The 16,570-nt window shown below is 65.1% G+C and carries 14 protein-coding genes and 2 tRNA genes; 11 read left to right on the top strand and 5 right to left on the bottom strand.

The annotated features are described in order from the left end of the window. The first annotated feature begins 58 nt into the window (after nt 1-58). From gyrA to K414_RS28120, 7 genes are all read left to right on the top strand, one after another. Nucleotides 59-2,602, top strand: coding sequence for a DNA gyrase subunit A (gene gyrA / locus K414_RS0105255; RefSeq protein WP_027494992.1), 2,544 nt, complete (start codon nt 59-61; stop codon nt 2,600-2,602). Beyond that, complete coding sequence (locus K414_RS29280; RefSeq protein ID WP_081701535.1) at nt 2,603-3,979, top strand: DUF3566 domain-containing protein; 1,377 nt, start codon at nt 2,603-2,605, stop codon at nt 3,977-3,979. 109 nt (nt 3,980-4,088) lie between these two features. Further along, nucleotides 4,089-4,162 (top strand) — tRNA-Ile (locus K414_RS0105245). A 190-nt stretch (nt 4,163-4,352) separates the two neighbouring features. Beyond that, nucleotides 4,353-4,425, top strand: a tRNA-Ala gene (locus K414_RS0105240). Between the two features lie 392 nt (nt 4,426-4,817). Beyond that, nucleotides 4,818-5,768: an acyl-ACP desaturase gene (locus K414_RS0105235; RefSeq protein WP_027494991.1), complete on the top strand. Its 951-nt coding sequence runs from the start codon at nt 4,818-4,820 to the stop codon at nt 5,766-5,768. A 196-nt stretch (nt 5,769-5,964) separates the two neighbouring features. Further along, nucleotides 5,965-6,960, top strand: a complete 996-nt coding sequence (locus tag K414_RS0105230) for a GGDEF domain-containing protein (RefSeq protein ID WP_027494990.1) — start codon at nt 5,965-5,967, stop codon at nt 6,958-6,960. A 122-nt stretch (nt 6,961-7,082) separates the two neighbouring features. Then, complete coding sequence (locus K414_RS28120) at nt 7,083-8,714, top strand: alpha/beta hydrolase (protein ID WP_051364951.1); 1,632 nt, start codon at nt 7,083-7,085, stop codon at nt 8,712-8,714. Here K414_RS28120 and K414_RS0105220 read toward each other — a convergent pair. Next, a complete protein-coding gene (locus tag K414_RS0105220; RefSeq protein WP_027494989.1) occupies nt 8,703-9,092 on the bottom strand; it encodes a hypothetical protein in 390 nt (129 codons plus the stop codon). The genes K414_RS28120 and K414_RS0105220 overlap by 12 nt on opposite strands. An 82-nt stretch (nt 9,093-9,174) precedes the next feature. On the opposite strand from K414_RS0105220, the gene K414_RS0105215 reads away from it, so the two are divergent. Beyond that, nucleotides 9,175-9,711, top strand: coding sequence for a peptidylprolyl isomerase (locus K414_RS0105215; RefSeq protein WP_094621787.1), 537 nt, complete (start codon nt 9,175-9,177; stop codon nt 9,709-9,711). Nucleotides 9,712-9,734: 23 nt separating this feature from the next. Further along, complete coding sequence (locus K414_RS0105210; protein ID WP_027494987.1) at nt 9,735-10,652, top strand: rhomboid family intramembrane serine protease; 918 nt, start codon at nt 9,735-9,737, stop codon at nt 10,650-10,652. A gap of 207 nt (nt 10,653-10,859) precedes the next feature. Here K414_RS0105210 and K414_RS0105205 read toward each other — a convergent pair whose 3' ends face one another. Both K414_RS0105205 and crgA read right to left on the bottom strand, forming a co-directional pair. After that, nucleotides 10,860-11,345, bottom strand: coding sequence for a PH domain-containing protein (locus K414_RS0105205; RefSeq protein ID WP_045841529.1), 486 nt, complete (start codon nt 11,343-11,345; stop codon nt 10,860-10,862). A 36-nt stretch (nt 11,346-11,381) separates the two neighbouring features. Further along, nucleotides 11,382-11,645 carry a cell division protein CrgA gene (gene crgA, locus K414_RS0105200; RefSeq protein WP_027494985.1) on the bottom strand — a complete coding sequence of 88 codons (264 nt, stop codon included), beginning with the start codon at nt 11,643-11,645 and terminating at the stop codon, nt 11,382-11,384. Between the two features lie 203 nt (nt 11,646-11,848). Here crgA and K414_RS0105195 point away from each other — a divergent pair, with 203 nt between their 5' ends. Next, nucleotides 11,849-12,595 carry a DUF881 domain-containing protein gene (locus tag K414_RS0105195; protein ID WP_027494984.1) on the top strand — a complete coding sequence of 249 codons (747 nt, stop codon included), beginning with the start codon at nt 11,849-11,851 and terminating at the stop codon, nt 12,593-12,595. Nucleotides 12,596-12,608: 13 nt separating this feature from the next. Beyond that, nucleotides 12,609-13,250 (top strand): aminodeoxychorismate/anthranilate synthase component II, encoded by a 642-nt coding sequence (locus K414_RS0105190; RefSeq protein ID WP_027494983.1) that lies wholly within the window; start codon nt 12,609-12,611, stop codon nt 13,248-13,250. A 10-nt stretch (nt 13,251-13,260) separates the two neighbouring features. Here K414_RS0105190 and pknB read toward each other — a convergent pair whose 3' ends face one another. Further along, nucleotides 13,261-15,195 carry a Stk1 family PASTA domain-containing Ser/Thr kinase gene (gene pknB / locus K414_RS0105185; protein WP_027494982.1) on the bottom strand — a complete coding sequence of 645 codons (1,935 nt, stop codon included), beginning with the start codon at nt 15,193-15,195 and terminating at the stop codon, nt 13,261-13,263. Continuing rightward, a complete protein-coding gene (locus K414_RS0105180) occupies nt 15,192-16,568 on the bottom strand; it encodes a serine/threonine-protein kinase (RefSeq protein ID WP_027494981.1) in 1,377 nt (458 codons plus the stop codon). The genes pknB and K414_RS0105180 overlap by 4 nt, the downstream gene beginning before the upstream one ends. Nucleotides 16,569-16,570 lie beyond the last annotated feature (2 nt).

The following is a 16,570-nucleotide window of genomic DNA, read 5'->3' as shown; positions in this document are numbered from 1 at the left end:
TCGGACGCACCGCACTCAGTGTCGGTGCGTCCGACGACCGTTTTCGAGGAGATCTTCTATGTCTGACATCACCGAACCGCCGGTCGGGCCCCCGCCGGGCTCGACCACCAACGCCGAGGGCGGCGACCGGATCGATCCGGTCGACATCCAGCAGGAAATGCAGCGCAGCTACATCGATTACGCGATGAGCGTCATCGTCGGCCGCGCGCTTCCCGAGGTCCGCGACGGTCTCAAGCCGGTGCACCGACGTGTGCTGTACGCGATGTACGACTCGGGCTTCCGTCCCGACCGTAGTTACGTGAAATCCGCACGGCCCGTTGCCGAAACGATGGGTAACTACCATCCCCACGGCGACACCTCGATCTACGACGCGCTCGTGCGTCTGGCTCAGCCGTGGTCGATGCGGTACCCACTGGTCGACGGCCAGGGCAACTTCGGCTCCCGCGGCAACGACGGTGCCGCCGCCATGCGATACACCGAAGCGCGTCTTACCCCGCTCGCCATGGAGATGCTGCGCGACATCGACGAGGAAACCGTCGACTTCATCCCCAACTACGACGGCAAAACCCAAGAGCCGACGGTACTTCCGTCACGCGTGCCGAACCTGTTGATGAACGGCTCCAACGGTATCGCCGTCGGTATGGCCACCAACATTCCGCCGCACAACCTGCGTGAACTCGGCGACGCGGTGTTCTGGGCCCTCGACAACTTCGAGGCCGACGAGGAAGCGACTCTCGCGGCCTGCATGGAACGCGTCAAGGGTCCCGACTTCCCCACCCACGGACTCATCGTCGGCGGCCAGGGAATTCAGGATGCGTACTCGACCGGCCGCGGTTCGATCCGCATGCGCGGCGTCGTCGAGATCGAGGAAGACTCCAACGGTCGCACGACGATCGTCATCACCGAACTGCCCTTCCAGGTCAACCCCGACAACCTGATCACCTCGATCGCCGAGCAGGTTCGCGACGGCAAGTTGTCCGGTATCTCGAAGATCGACGACGAGTCCTCGGACCGCGTCGGTATGCGCATCGTCGTGACGATCAAGCGCGACGCCGTCGCCAAGGTCGTGCTCAACAACCTCTACAAGCACTCGCAGCTGCAGACCAGCTTCGGTGCCAACATGCTCTCGATCGTCGACGGCGTGCCGCGCACTTTGCGACTCGATCAGATGATCCGGTACTACGTCACTCACCAACTCGACGTGATCGTTCGTCGTACTCGGTACCGCCTGCGCAGAGCCGAGGAGCGGGCCCACATCCTGCGCGGCCTCGTGAAGGCGCTCGACGCGTTGGACGAGGTCATCGCCCTCATCCGTGCGTCGCAGACGGTCGATCTCGCCAAGCAGGGCTTGATCGATCTGCTCGACATCGACGAGATCCAGGCGCAGGCAATTCTCGACATGCAGCTGCGGCGCCTCGCAGCCCTCGAGCGCCAGAAGATCATCGACGAGTTGGCCGAACTCGAACGCACCATCGCCGACTTGCAGGACATTCTGGCCAAGCCGGAGCGTCAGCGTCAGATCGTGCGAGACGAACTGGCCGAGATCGTCGAGAAGTTCGGCGACGACCGTCGCACGCGCATCATCGCTGCCGACGGCGACGTCAACGACGAAGATCTGATCGCCCGGGAGAACGTGGTCGTCACGATCACCGAGACCGGATACGCCAAGCGCACCAGAACCGATCTGTACCGGTCGCAGAAGCGCGGCGGCAAGGGCGTGCAGGGAGCAGGCCTCAAGCAGGACGACATCGTCAGCAAGTTCTTCGTCTGCTCGACGCACGACTGGATCCTGTTCTTCACCACCAAGGGACGCGTCTACCGGGCCAAGGCGTACGAGCTGCCCGAGGCCAACCGCACGGCGCGCGGACAGCACGTCGCGAACCTGCTGGCGTTCCAGCCCGACGAACGCATCGCGCAGGTCATCCAGATCAAGACCTACGAAGATGCTCCCTACCTGGTGCTCGCCACCAAGGGCGGTCTGGTCAAGAAGTCGCGTCTGACCGACTTCGACTCCAACCGCAGCGGCGGCATCGTGGCCGTCAACCTCCGCGGCGAGGACGAGTTGGTCGGGGCAGTTCTGGCGTCGTCCGACGACGACCTGCTGCTCGTCTCGGCTCAAGGCCAATCGATCCGATTCTCGGCTACCGACGAGGTCCTGCGACCCATGGGCCGCGCCACCTCCGGTGTCCAGGGCATGCGCTTCAACGGCGAAGACGAGCTGCTCTCGCTCAACGTGGTCAGCGAGAACAAGTTCCTGCTGGTCGCGACGTCGGGCGGTTATTCCAAGCGCACCGCGATGGAGGACTACCCGCAGCAGGGCCGCGGCGGAAAGGGAGTACTGACAATCCAGTACGACCCCAAGCGTGGCACGCTGGTGGGAGCTCTCATCGTCGACGACGAGGACGAGCTGTACGCCATCACGTCCAGTGGTGGCGTCATCCGGACCGCTGCCAAGCAGGTTCGGAAAGCCGGCCGACAGACCAAGGGCGTGCGGTTGATGAATCTCGGTGAAGGCGACACACTGCTCGCGATAGCGCGCAACGCCGACGAGATCGAACCGGACGCAGCAGGTCCCGAAGACGATGCACCGAAGGAGTCGTAAGTGAGCACTCCCAACCGGCCTGGCAGCAGGCCCGGCCCCACGGGTGGACCGGACAGCAGGGACGCTGCGCAGACCGAGCAGCCATCGCGTCCGGCACCTCCAGAAGGTGCCCGACCGGGAAGTCGCCCCCAGCCGGCGACGCGTCCGGCACCGGCGGCAGGGCGAGGACCGGCACCGCAGCAGGGTGCTCGGCCACCGGCACGCCCGACACAGGGTGGTCCGGCCGGCCCGCCTCGTCCGACGCAGGGACCGCCGCCGCAGCGCCCACCGGCACCGCAGGGTCAGCCGGGTTCTCAGGGTCAGCCGGCACCTCAGGGACCGCCGCCGCGAGCACCTCAGCAGGGCCCGGCACCGCAGGGTCCGGCTCAGTCTCGCCCGCCACAGGCGGCCAACGGTCGGCCCGGTGAGCCGGGTACCGCAAACGCCGACGGCGGTCGCCCCGCCAACGGCCAGCCGCCGCAGGGTCAGGGACCGTCCGGTCCCGCATCGCCGCCGCGTCCCGCCAATGACGCTGCTCCGGCCGCCGAGGGGTCAGCCGAGTCGAAGGCTCCGGCACCGACCCAGGCGATACCGACTCAACGCGGAGACGGCCCGCAGGGCGGTTCCGGCACTCCGCCCTGGCAGCGCGGCCCCGGCCAGCGTCCGGCACAGCAGGGGCCCGACGACCGTCAGCAGCCCCAGAACCAACCTCAGACGAACCTGTCCGGGCGCGGCACCGCACTGCCGGCAACAGGTGAGTTCGATCGTTCGACAGCGGCAGCTGCAGCCGCCTCGGCAGCGCCGGGCCAGCGTGAATCGGGCCAGCGTGAATCGAGTGAGCGTGAATCGGGTGAGGACAAGACCGAACGACGCGAGGCAGCGCGGTCGAAGGCGGCCGTGATCGACGGACCGACTCGGCACATCGAGCGCAAGGATCTGGCGAAGGACATGCCGGATCTGTCTGCCACCCGGCATCCCGAGCCGACGGCAGCCGATCGCGCAGCCCCCACCGCCATCACGGCGGTACCCAGCGCGGACGGCGATCCTCTGCGGGCGACGATCCAGATTCGCAAGATCGATCCCTGGTCGACGCTCAAGATCGCTCTGGTCATCGCTGTGTCGTTGTTCTTCGTGTGGATGGTGGCCGTCGGGCTGCTGTACGCCGTGCTCGACGGCATGGGTGTGTGGGACCGACTCAACAGTGCCTTCACCGAGATCGTCAACGAATCCGGCGACGGCGGACTCGTCAGCGCCGGCCAGGTGTTCGGCTACGCGGCAGTGATCGGTGTGATCAATGTCGTACTGTTCACCGCACTCACCACGATCGGCGCCTTCATCTACAACCTGTCGTCGGACCTGGTCGGCGGCGTCGAAGTGACGCTGGCAGATCGCGACTGACCAGCACGAACGACTGCCGTATCGGGCCGTTTTGGAAGACAGCGGCCCGATACGGTAATCTCATCCCTCGGTTCGAGGAGAGCAATTCTTCGGCCCGAAGCAGTATCGAGGGCCTATAGCTCAGGCGGTTAGAGCGCTTCCCTGATAAGGAAGAGGTCGGAGGTTCAAGTCCTCCTAGGCCCACACCGAACGAACGAAAAGAGGCAGGACGTGAAAATCCTTCTTCTTGTTGCTTCGGTGGTGATCGCAGTGCTGACAGTATCGAAGGTGCGCTCCACGCGCAGCTCGGAAGGCGTCTGGCACAGCATCTCCACCGGGTGACAATCGCTCGGACAGAACGTGTAAAGTTCGTGCACGTTCGACAGCAACACCCGGGGCCTTAGCTCAGTTGGTAGAGCGCTGCCTTTGCAAGGCAGATGTCAGGAGTTCGAATCTCCTAGGCTCCACAATCAAAAGGACGTCCATTCCGATGGGCGTCCTTTTTCGTGTCCCCCCTCGACTGCCGCTCACCCCAAGTCCACTAGATGTGACATTGACCCCCGAAAAGTCCACCGAACGTGACATCGAGTCCCGGCCGGGTGGCAGGGATGCATCGACCACTGTTGTGACTCGGACCAACCGCTGTCGACATCGGTGCCCAGATATCCAGATCATTGTTCGATTCGTTTCGCATCACGTCCGCGGTCCCTAGCGTTCTTCGGGTACAGCAGCGTCGGTTCTCGGATCGACGGGACAGGTCGCGACGGCGCACCGCAGGGGGGTGTGCCGTCGTTCGATCTCGGCGTCTCGGATCGGTCTTCGGTTCGGGCGTCTCATATTTCTCGGAGGAGCCCCACAGATGACGCGTGTTCTCGATCATGAAGAGCTGTTGACCGAACTCGACGGCACGTTGGAAGCCAACCTGAATCGCCATCTGTCGATGGCGAAGGAGTGGCATCCGCATGATTACGTGCCGTGGGATCTGGGTCGCAATTTTGCAGCAATGGGCGGAGAGGACTGGTCGCTGGAGCAGTCGTCTTTGTCGGAGTTGGCTCGTACAGCGATGATCACCAATCTGTTGACCGAAGACAATCTGCCGTCGTACCACCGCGGTCTGGCCGACAACTTCTCGTTGGACGGAGCCTGGGGCACCTGGGTGGGCCGTTGGACCGCGGAGGAGAACCGTCACGGGATCGTGATGCGCGACTATCTGGTCGTCACACGCGCCGTCGACCCGGTCGAGCTGGAGCGGGCTCGGATGCACCACATGACCGTCGGTGTCGATGCCCCCATGGACGGCTCCAACTTCTTGCATTCGGTGGCGTACGTGACGTTCCAGGAGCTCGCCACGCGCGTGTCGCATCGCAACACGGGTCTGGCCTGTGGTGACCCGATCGCCGATCGAATGCTGGCCCGGGTGGCCGCCGACGAGAATTTGCACATGATCTTCTACCGGAACCTGGGCGAGGCGTCGCTCGACCTGGTCCCGGACCAGATGGTGCGGGCCATCGCCGATGTCGCGACGGACTTTCAGATGCCGGGACTCAACATGCCGAACTTCCGCAAGAACGCCATGATCCTGGCGAAGCACGGGATCTACGATCTCCGCCAGCATCTGGACGAGGTGCTGATGCCGGTGCTGCGGAAATGGAACATCTTCGAGCGCAACGACTTCAGTGGTGAGGGCGAACGCGATCGCGATCGTCTGGCCGCATTCGTCCAGGATCTCGAGGCGAAGGCGACGAAGTTCGAGGAATCACGCGATCGCCTGTTGGCGCGGGAGGAAGCGCGGGCCGAGAAAGCGTCCTGACCTGCTACGGAATCGCTGCTGCGGGTCGTGATCGAAGCTCGGAGGTGTTAGAGTCCGGTCACGGGTGGGCCCGATGAGGCGATGGTCGTAGTGCGTGGGGAGGGCCGATGGTGCCTGGGGGGAATCGCGTGAGCGGTGGTGTCCGGTTCGTTGCGTGCCTCGGTGAGGCGTCACGCGTAATCGACGGTGTCTGCTGGTGAGCAGATTCAGGTTCGACGAGTCCGGCCGGATGCTGGCGGTATTCGCCGCGGTGACCACGGTTCTCTACATCGCGAACGGCATCGCATCGTGGTCGGACGTGTCCGGCCCGCAGCAGCTCTTCGCCGCGCTCGCAGTGGTTCTGGGGCCGGCGGCGATCGTTGTTCTCGCCAGGGCAGGAGCGCCGAGTCCCAAGCATGCGGTCGGCACCGCCACCGCCCTGTCGGTGGGCGCGCTTGCCTGTGCATTGGGCAGTAGCAACACGATGCCCGCGTTCTTGATCTGTGTGCAAGCGGCGATGTTCCTCGGCATGCACATCGGTGCGTTCTGGTCCGAGCGCGACGCTGGGATATGGGTTGCAGTACTGGCCGTGTCTGCGGTCGTGGGCGCCGCTGTCGCCCCCTACGGCACGCCCTTCATCAGCTACATTCTGGTCGCCCTGGGCATCGTCGGCGCAACGGAAGTCTTCGGGGTGTTCGCGCGTCGAATGCGGTATTCGGCCACTCACGACGCGTTGACGGGCCTGCTCAATCGATTCGGTTTCGAGTCGAAGATCGAGAAGATGTTGCCCGCGTGCGCCGCTCGTGGTCTGACGGTCAGTCTGGCGGTGCTCGATCTCGACAACTTCAAGGAGATCAACGACGAGTACGGCCATATTGCCGGCGACGTGTTGCTCACTCGCGTCTCGAAGGCGTGGAAGGGGCAACTGACGAAACGGGACGTTCTGGGCCGGCTCGGCGGAGACGAATTCGTCCTGTTCATGCCAGGGGTTCTCGAGGCCGAAGCCTGGCAGGTCATCGACGGCTTGCGTCGATCCCATCGAGCCGAGTGGAGCGTCGGTCTGGCGTGTATGCCTGCCGGCCGCCGGTGGGGTGAAATATACCGCGCTGCAGACGCAGACCTGTACCGCGCCAAGCGGAGTCGTCCCCCGAAGGCGTCTCGCCATACCGAGCCCGGCGACGGACATCGCGGGCCGGTACGCAGAATCGTGTAGCGATACACCGATGTGGCCGTCATCCCCAGATTTCATCCACAGCCTGGGGATAGATTTCTCGCTGCACCGTCTCGCTGACGTTGACTCGTCGAGTACGACGACAACGCTGCGGGGGGATTGCGATGGTCACGCTCGATGACGTCAGATCATGGGACAGTCAGGCGCTGACCGCCGTCTCGAATCGGTTCATGCACAGTTGGCGTGAATTGACCGCCGTGCACAGCTCACTGCTGGAGACCGTCGTCGACGACGGATGGCAGGGCCCCGCGGCAACGGCATACCGGGATGCCATCGGAGCTCTAAGTGCGCAGGTGGGGGACTGTGCGACGGAGCTACTGCGGGTAGCGCTGTGCACCGCTCCGGCGGCCATCGACATGGCGGGACTCGTCTCGGCGCTGACCGCTCTGGAATCGAACGCCGCGTGCGAGCACTTCGATATCCGACGCGACGGTTCGGTGACCGACGTGCTGACGTCGTATTCGGTTGCGCAGCAGGACCTGTCGTCGACCATTCGCGATCGGCGTCGCCGTTGCACCGAGTTGGCCGAACGCATCACCCAACTGATGCGAGCCGCGACCGCGTTCGACGACGACCTTGCCCGACGCCTCGCCGGCGACATCTCACCGGTAAAATTGGCCACGGCAGGGGTATCGGTAGTGCCGGTCGACGGGAGCCCGGCCACGAATGCGGCGTTCTGGAGCGCACTCTCGCCCGCCGAGCGCACTCGGCTGCTCGTCGAGCACCCGGCTCTCATCGGTAATCTGGACGGCGTGCCGGGCCGAATTCGGGATTCAGCGAACCGTCGGGTACTTGCCAGTGAGCGCCTCCGACTGCAGGCTGTGGCGGGTGAACTCGTAAACCAATTGCAGGACAACATTTTCGGAGGACTATTCAGTGATGCTGACGCCGGCTTGGAACAGACGCGAACGCGGTTGAGTTCGCTCGACGCGATCGAGAGCACTCTGGCGCAGGGTGACAGGCAACTGTTGGCGCTCGACAATTCGACGTATGCGGAGACCACTGCCGCGATCGCGGTAGGTGACGTCGACACGGCAACACACGTGGCGGTGTTCGTACCCGGCCTCGGCTCGACCGTCCACGGCGACGCGGTACGTTACGACGGCGACCTGGAAAATCTCAAAGCTACTGTGGAGCAGACATTTTCGGAGGATCCGCCGCCCACCGTCGCAGCCGTGACGTGGATGAACTACCAGGCTCCACAGCTGGGGTGGGGCCTACTCGATCCCGATCGAACAGTCGTATCCGACGCAGCAGCGCACGCAGGGGCGACGCGATTGGTGCCCTTTCTGGAGGGCCTCGACGTGGCCCGGTCGAACGATCCACATCTGTCGGTGCTCGCGCACTCGTACGGATCATTGACCGCAGCCGCTGCCCTGCACGAAAGCACCGGCGTCGACGAGTTCGTGGCCCTCGGATCACCTGGCCTCGGCACCGACAGTGTGACCGACCTACAGGTTCCCGACGGTCACGTTTTCGCGGCGGAGGCGCGCGGGGACATCGTTGCCGACATCGGTGCCTTCGGTCGCGATCCCGGCACACTCGATGGAGTGACCCAACTGGCGACCGACGAGGGCGACGGGCGTCCGGGCACGACAGGTCACGGCGACTACCTCACGGACGGTTCGAGCGTCGAACACAACGTCGCGCTGGTCGTCGCCGGCCGGGGTGACGATGCAGAAACCAGGCCCCGGCCGGGCCTGTTCGATCTACTACAGAAGCTTCTATACCTGTGACGTCGACTCGTCTTCGTAATCGACCAAGCTGGGCGGCGCATCTGCGGGCGGCGGCACCTCGTGGCGGCGACGGCTGAGGTAGAACACGACACCTCCGACGACGACAGCGGCAGCTCCGAGCGCCAGGACGCGACGCTTGTTTCCCGGCGTCCGATCAGTCGTGAGAGCTGCCTTGGTCAGATCGGCCCGGGCAATGCGCTCGGCAGTCGCCGCGCGACGCTGCGCAGCCTGCTTACGCGCCAGACCGTAGCCGCGCTTGGCGAGCAACAGGCCCACTCCGGCAGGGCCCTTGCTCACGACGGAAGCGGCACCGAGCAGCGTCGACGCCGCCGTACCGGTGGAGGAGTGAACCCGCTCGGTTTTCGTTGTGCTCGTCATGCCCTCACTGTTCCACAACAGCGCCCCGATCGACCCTCCCGATACACCACCTGTGAACTACCCGGTCGCTCGAGATGGCACGATGGTGAGCGTGACTTCACCAAACAAGACCCAAACGGCAACGCTGCACACCAACCGCGGCGACATCGTCATCGAACTGTTCGGCAATCACGCCCCCAAGACCGTCGCGAACTTCGTCGGTCTCGCGGACGGGTCGAAGGAATACACGACGCAGAACGCGTCGGGTGCCAAGACCGGACCGTTCTACGACGGCGCAGTCTTCCACCGCGTCATCGACGGTTTCATGATCCAGGGCGGCGACCCGACCGGAACCGGCACCGGCGGACCGGGCTACAAGTTCGAGGACGAGTTCCACCCGGAGCTCTCCTTCGACCGCCCCTACCTGCTGGCCATGGCCAACGCAGGCCCCGGCACCAACGGCTCGCAGTTCTTCATCACCACCGGCAAGACCCCGCACCTCAACCGCAAGCACAGCATCTTCGGTGAGGTCACGGACGAGGCGTCCAAGAAGGTCGTCGACGCCATCTCGAGCACGCAGGTCGGCCGCGGCGATCGCCCGGTGGAAGAGGTCGTCATCAACAGCATCACCATCGCCTGATTCGGTTGTAGAAGGATTACACGATGACAAACCCCGGCTGGGGTGGCGCGTACGGCGACCAGCCCAACCCACCCCAGTCGGTGTGCGTCAGACATCCCGATCGCCCGACCGGCCTGGCCTGCTCTCGATGCGGCCGGCCCGCGTGCCCACAGTGCCTGCAGCCCGCGGCCGTCGGGCAACACTGTGTGGACTGTGTTCGCGACGGCAACAAGAACGTCCGGACCGCTCGCACGGTCGCCGGCGCGCCGATGACACGCACCGCCAAGACACCCCTGACCTTCGCGCTGATCGCGATCAACGTCGTGATCTTCGGCATCACCGCCGCTCAATCCGGCGACCTCATGAGCAATTTCCGCGGATCCTCGCTGGCCGACGCCTGGGCACTGAACAGTCTGCTGGTCGCGGACGGCGATGTGTGGCGCCTCCTCAGCAGCGGGTTCATCCACATAGGACCCATTCACCTGCTGGTGAACATGTTCGCCCTCTACATCATCGGCCGAGACGTCGAACTGGTGCTGGGCCGCAGCCGCTATCTCGCCGTCTACTTCCTGTCGCTGCTCGGTGGCAGTGCATCGGTCCTGCTGTTCGAGAACCCTCTCGCCGCCACCGCCGGCGCGTCGGGTGCCGTATTCGGATTGCTCGGCGCGCAGGCCGTCATTCTGCTGCGACTCAAGCGCTCCCCGACCCCGGTCCTGATCGTGATCGCGTTGAACATCTTCATCAGCATCTCCATCCCCAGCATCTCGCTGTGGGGCCACATGGGCGGACTGGTCGCCGGAGCGGCAGCCACCGCCGGATTGGTGTTCCTACCCAACCGCAACGACGCGCAGCCTCGTGCCGGGATATCCCTCGCCTGGCTCTCCGTGGCCGCAGTAGCCCTGATAGCCCTGGGCACCATCGCGGTCCGAGTCCTCGACCTGCGCGCGCAGATGGGCCTCTGAAGTCCACTAAATGTGCCATTGACCCCCGAAAAGGCCACCGGACGTCACATTGACTCCCGACGACGCCGACACGCGTGCTCGGCAATCACCATGGGCTGCCCGGCGGCTTTGCGACGCTCACTGGTCCACTAAATGTGCCATTGACCCCCGAAAAGTCCACTGAACGTCACATTGAGTACCCCCGGAGGGGTCGGGGACGGTGGGCGGTCAGTTGTTCGGCGGCACCAGACCGTAGGTGTCGAGTACCTCGAACACGTCGCGTGGGTCGGCTCCCAGGTCCCATCGACCGAAGATGATGAGTCGATCGTCGTCCTCGTCGGGTGGGCGGACGTCCAGTTCGAGCATCGGCACTCGTCGTCCCAGTCTCGGGTAGCGGACCACTTTGATTTGGACGATGTCGGCGCGCGAGTACGTACGTGTGCCGGTGAGTCGTTTCATCACCAGGGAGCCGTCGGGTGTGATGGCGAGTCGGGGGCGTTGTGCGGCCGCGAGGGCTGCCATCACCCAGGTTCCGACGGCGGCGAGTCCGACGAGGAAGGTTCCGGCGGCGTCCGAGGAGGCGAGGACGGCACCGATGGCGAGTGCGATACCGCCTGCCACCAGCGCGCCGACGGCTACGGCCGGCGTCGCCCATCGGTGTTCGTACACACCCTGTGGATGGTTGGGAAAGTTATCCACAGGGTTTATCCACATTGGGGATGAATGACATGGGTGTAACTCGGCCGGCTCTCAGCGCCATCGCATGGTCATGACGAGGCCGACGACCATGAAGCCGAATCCGATGAGGAAGTTGTACGCACCGAGGTTGCCGATGAACGAGATGTCTTCCTGGGCCAGGTAGTACACAATCAGCCACAGCAGCCCTACCAGCATGAATCCGAGCATCAGGACCACGTACCAGACCGGCGACGGGCCGGCGTTGACCTTTACCGGCGTGCGGTTGGCCGGGTTGATCGTGTAGTCGTTCTTCTTCCGTACCTTCGACTTCGGCATTGCGTCCTCTTCGTGTTCTTGACGGTCATCGGCGTGCGCCGTGCCTGTGGACAACTGACGGTGACAACCTGTGGATCGATCGAGTTGCGTGCATCCCCAGGTTATTGTCTCCCGGAGAGCCGTGGCGGTCATCCACCCGGTTTGTAGTACACGCTAACTCAGATCAGCGCAGCACCGACCTACCGAACAGTGGCGAGCACTCTGTGAGACGACGATCGACCGATTCCTCCGAGACCCGATGGTGGGTGCTCGCTGTGGCGGTGTGCGCTGTGGTCGGTCTGCTGCTCGGAACCACGCGACATGCCTCGGACGGCAACGAGTTGCGGGGCGGTGACACGACACGGCTCGCCGATCTGGTCGATTCGGCCCAGAGAAGCAGCGACGATGCGCTGCGCAGTAGAGATGCGCTGGAGCAGCAGGTCGATCTCCTGCAGCAGCGTACGGCGGCGGGCGACTCCGAGGTGGCCGACGCGTTGGCCCGGGTCGACGCCCTCTCGGACGCGGCGGGCCGGGAGGAGGCGTCCGGCACGGGGTTGACGGTGACGATGGCCGACGCTCCACGCGGTCCCGACGGGTCGTATGCGTCCGACGCGTCTCCGGACGACCTGGTGGTTCATCAGGTCGACGTGCAGAGTGTCCTCAACGCCCTGTGGGCCGGTGGTGCGTCGGCGATGGCGATGCAGGATCAGCGTCTGGTGGCGTCGTCAGCGCCGCGGTGTATCGGGAACACACTGCTGCTGGGCGGCCGGACGTACAGTCCGCCGTATGTGATGTCGGCTCTCGGCGACCCGGATCGATTGCGGGCGGCGCTGGACAACGAGCCCGGGGTACGGCTGTACGAGCAGTATGCGCTGCGTTACGGTCTGCGCTACGAGGTCGCGGCGTATCAGAACGTCTCGGTTCCGGCGTACACCGAATCGGTGCGCATGCGTTTCGCGGAGCCGCGCTGAGTACGCTGTCGACATGCGCATTCTCGTCGTCGACAACTACGACAGCTTCGTCTTCAACCTCGTCCAGTACCTGGGGCAGTTGAACGCCGAGGTCGAGGTGTGGCGCAACGACGACGAGCGACTTGCCGACCGCGACGCTGTTGCCGCGGAGTTCGACGGCATTCTGCTCAGCCCGGGCCCGGGAACTCCGCAGCGCGCCGGGGCCACGATGGACCTGGTTTCGGCGAGCGCGCGGGCCGGAACCCCGCTGCTGGGTGTGTGTCTGGGCCATCAGGCCATCGGAGCCGCGTTCGGTGCCACGGTCGAGAAGGCTCCGGAATTGCTGCACGGCAAGACCAGCCTCGTCCATCACACCGGTGTCGGCGTCCTGGAAGGGATGGCCGAGCCGTTCACGGCCACCCGCTATCACTCGCTGACCGTCCGCGAGGACACCATCCCCGCGGAGCTCGAGATCATCGGCCGTACCGAATCAGGTCTGGTGATGGCCATGAGGCACACCGAGCTACCCATTCACGGCGTGCAGTTCCATCCGGAGTCCATCCTCACCGAGGGCGGGCACCGGATGCTGGCCAACTGGCTCGCGGTGTGCGGTATGCCCACCGATTCCGTCCTGGTGGGAACCCTGGAGGCGCAGGTCGCCGAGGCCTTCGCCTGATCGTCGACAACTAACGCCCGGGGATACCCAGGGCTCCGATGCTGATCGTGACGGTGTCGGACTTACTGATCTCGGACCCTGCCGGCTGCGTCTGATTCACCACTCGCCCGACCATCAACGGATCCAACGTCGCTTCTCGCGTCGCCGTCAGTTCCGCTGCCGTTCCCGTCCAGCCGGCCGACTGCAGCGCGGCCAACGCCTGCGCCTCGGTCAGACCGGCGAGGTCGGGCATGGGGATCTTGTCGCCGTTCGACACGCGCAGCGTGACGACAGTGTTCTCGGTGACATTGGTGCCGCCCGCGGGGTCTGTGGAGACAACCTGCCCCGTCGGCTGTCCCGAGTCGATGTTCTGCACCTGGACGCGCAGTCCGGCTCCCTCGACGTTCGGCTGCGCCACGTTCACGAGTTGCCCCACCACATCGGGCATCCGCACCTGCGCGGGCCCGGTGCCCAGGGTGATGCGAACCTGCGAGTTCGCGTTCATGCTCACGCCCGAGGACGGATTCTGCTCGACGACCTTGTCGAGGTTCTCGGGTGACGACGGAGCACGGGCGACGGTGGCATCGAGCTGGAGGCCCACCTCGTTCAGTGCATCCGACGCCTGCTGCTGGGTGAGTCCGGTCAGTCGCGGAACCTGCACCTGCTGCGGTCCCGAGGACACGTCGAGCTGGATGTTCCCCGGCGATTCGGTCTGTGATCCGGCCGCCGGATTGGTGCCGATGGCTGAGCCTTCCGGAATCGCCGCGTCGGGCTTCTCCTGGATGCTCACTCGCAGGCCGGCTTCTTCGAGTTGACGCTGCGCCTCGTCTGCGGACAGTCCTACGACGGTGGGCACGGCGACGGTCTTGGGGTCGGCACCGGGACCGAGCGACCACAGGAAGGCACCGACGATAGCGACGACGATGATCGCGGCCGCCGAGATCAACGCGATCTTGAGGCCGCGGCGGTTCTTCGGTTCCTCGTAGTCCTCCGTGTGGCGTGACGACCGAGGTGCCGCGGTAGCGGCGGGCTTGTCCTTGCCGGAGAAATCGGCCTGACGAGAATCGACGGAGCCGAGGATGGTGGTTCGATCCTCGTCGTTCATCACCATGGGCGCACTCGGGCGCTGTCCACCCAGAACGCGGACCAGGTCGGTACGCATCTCGGCGGCGCTCTGGTAGCGATTGGCCGGGTTCTTGGCCATTGCCTTGAGGATGATCGAGTCGAGTTCGCGCGGGACGGTGTCGTTGACCAGCGACGGCAGCTGGGGGTCTTCTCGGACGTGCTGATAGGCGACGGCGACCGGCGAATCCCCCTTGAACGGCGGCTCGCCGGTGAGGATCTCGAACAGCACGCAGCCGAGCGAGTAGACGTCCGAACGCGCATCGACCTGTTCCCCGCGGGCCTGCTCGGGCGAGAGGTACTGCGCGGTTCCGATCACGGCGGCGGTCTGAGTCATCGGCGAGGACGAGTCGGCGATGGCACGGGCGATGCCGAAGTCCATCACCTTCACCGCGCCGGCGTTGTTGATCATGATGTTGGCGGGTTTGACGTCGCGGTGCACGATGCCGTTGCGGTGGCTGAAATCGAGCGCAGCACAGACGTCGGCGATGACCTCCATGGCCCGACGCGGCTCCATGGGTCCTTCGGCGCGCACGATGTCGCGCAGGGTGTCGCCGTCGACGTATTCCATGACGATGAACGGGAGCGGACCGGCTTCGGTCTCCGCTTCACCGGTGTCGTAGACGGCGACGATGGCGGGGTGATTGAGCGCAGCAGCGTTCTGTGCCTCACGTCGGAACCTGAGGTAGAACGTGGGATCGCGAGCGAGGTCGGCGCGCAGAACCTTGATGGCGACGTCACGATCGAGTCGGGTGTCCCGAGCGAGGTGAACCTCGGACATACCGCCGAAACCGAGTATCTCGCCCAGCTCGTAGCGAGAGGAGAGCGTACGGGGAGTCGTCATCGTTGTCCTTGTGGTGCTTGCGGGAACGGAATCTCGATCAGCGGCCTGCGAGTCGTCGTCTGGGTGGGCTGCGCCGAGGTCGTCGTGCTCTCTTCGGTGGTCGTCGGCTCCTCCGAGGTGGTCGTGGTCGTCGTGGTGGTGGTCGTGGTTTCTTCGGTGGTCGTGGTTTCTTCGGTGGTGGTCGTCGGCTCGGTGGTCGTTGTGGTCGTGGTCGTCGGCTGCGTGGTGGTAGTGGGCTGCACGAACGGTGTCGGCGAGTCGTCCCTGCCACCGGTCAGCAGTACGTAACCGCCGATCAGGATGGCCAACAGCAGGAGCACGCCGCCGCCCCAGGCCAACGCCTTCTGTGCCGAGGACATGCCGGTCTGCTCGGGAACCGCTGCAGCTGCAGTGCCGGTAGCCGGGCCCCGGTAATCCCGTTGCGAGGTCGGCATCATCTGGGTGCTCGACGGCGGAGACGGCTGCGGGCTGGGCACGACGCCGGGCATCATGACTCTCCCGGTTCCGGTACCGCGCGAGTTGCCGGGTGCAGGCGGCCGGCGGCCGGCGCGAACTGCGGCGACGGCGTCGGCGAATTCACCGCCGTTGGCGTACCGGGCGGCCGGATCCTTGACCATCGTGATCTCGATGAGCTCACGGACGGCAGGCGGTAGGTCGACCGGCATGGGCGCCGGTGCTTCGCGGACGTGCTTCATGGCGACGGTCAAGGCACCGTCGCCCACGAAAGGCCGTGTGCCCGCGAGTACTTCGTATCCGACGACGCCGAGTGAGTAGACGTCGGATGCCGAGGTCGCCTCTTCGCCGAGGGCTTGCTCGGGAGCGATGTACTGGGCGGTGCCCATGACCATTCCGGTCTTGGTGACCGGGGAGGCGTCGACGGCCTTGGCGATGCCGAAGTCGGTGATCTTGACCTGCCCGGTGGGGGTGATCAGGATGTTGCCGGGCTTGACGTCGCGGTGGACGACCCCTGCCGTGTGCGCGATCTGCAGTGAGCGCCCGGTTTGTTCGAGCATGTCGAGGGCATGGCCGAGCGGCAGGCGCGACATGCGACCCAGCACTGCGTTGAGGGGTTCGCCGTTGACCAGTTCCATCACCAGGTAGGCGAGCGATTCGCCTGCACCATCGCGGGTCTCGCCGTAGTCGTACACCCCGGCGATTCCGGGGTAGTTCAGCTGAGCGGTGGTACGGGCCTCGAACCTGAAGCGCTGCAAGAACTCCGGATCCTCGGAGAACTCGGCTTTGAGTACCTTCACGGCGACACGGCGGTCGAGGCGATTGTCCATCGCCTCCCAGACCTGTCCCATGCCGCCGGTGGCGATGAGGCGCAGCAGTCTGTAGCGCTGCGCGATGACGGCTCCGTTACTCAGTGGCACCG

Origin of the sequence: Rhodococcus sp. JG-3 (genome assembly GCF_000482405.1) — a bacterium.
Classification (GTDB): Bacteria; Actinomycetota; Actinomycetes; order Mycobacteriales; family Mycobacteriaceae; genus Rhodococcoides; species Rhodococcoides fascians.
This window is presented reverse-complemented; position numbering and strand designations above follow the sequence as displayed.

Coding starts and splice junctions, on each gene's coding strand:
- K414_RS0105190 (WP_027494983.1), top strand. CDS start 12,609: ATGCGCATTCTCGTCGTCGACAACTACGACAGCTTCGTCTTCAACCTC.
- K414_RS0105210 (WP_027494987.1), top strand. CDS start 9,735: ATGACAAACCCCGGCTGGGGTGGCGCGTACGGCGACCAGCCCAACCCA.
- pknB (WP_027494982.1), bottom strand. CDS start 15,195: ATGACGACTCCCCGTACGCTCTCCTCTCGCTACGAGCTGGGCGAGATA.
- K414_RS0105205 (WP_045841529.1), bottom strand. CDS start 11,345: ATGTGGATAAACCCTGTGGATAACTTTCCCAACCATCCACAGGGTGTG.
- K414_RS0105220 (WP_027494989.1), bottom strand. CDS start 9,092: ATGACGAGCACAACGAAAACCGAGCGGGTTCACTCCTCCACCGGTACG.
- gyrA (WP_027494992.1), top strand. CDS start 59: ATGTCTGACATCACCGAACCGCCGGTCGGGCCCCCGCCGGGCTCGACC.
- crgA (WP_027494985.1), bottom strand. CDS start 11,645: ATGCCGAAGTCGAAGGTACGGAAGAAGAACGACTACACGATCAACCCG.
- K414_RS28120 (WP_051364951.1), top strand. CDS start 7,083: ATGGTCACGCTCGATGACGTCAGATCATGGGACAGTCAGGCGCTGACC.
- K414_RS0105215 (WP_094621787.1), top strand. CDS start 9,175: ATGGTGAGCGTGACTTCACCAAACAAGACCCAAACGGCAACGCTGCAC.
- K414_RS0105235 (WP_027494991.1), top strand. CDS start 4,818: ATGACGCGTGTTCTCGATCATGAAGAGCTGTTGACCGAACTCGACGGC.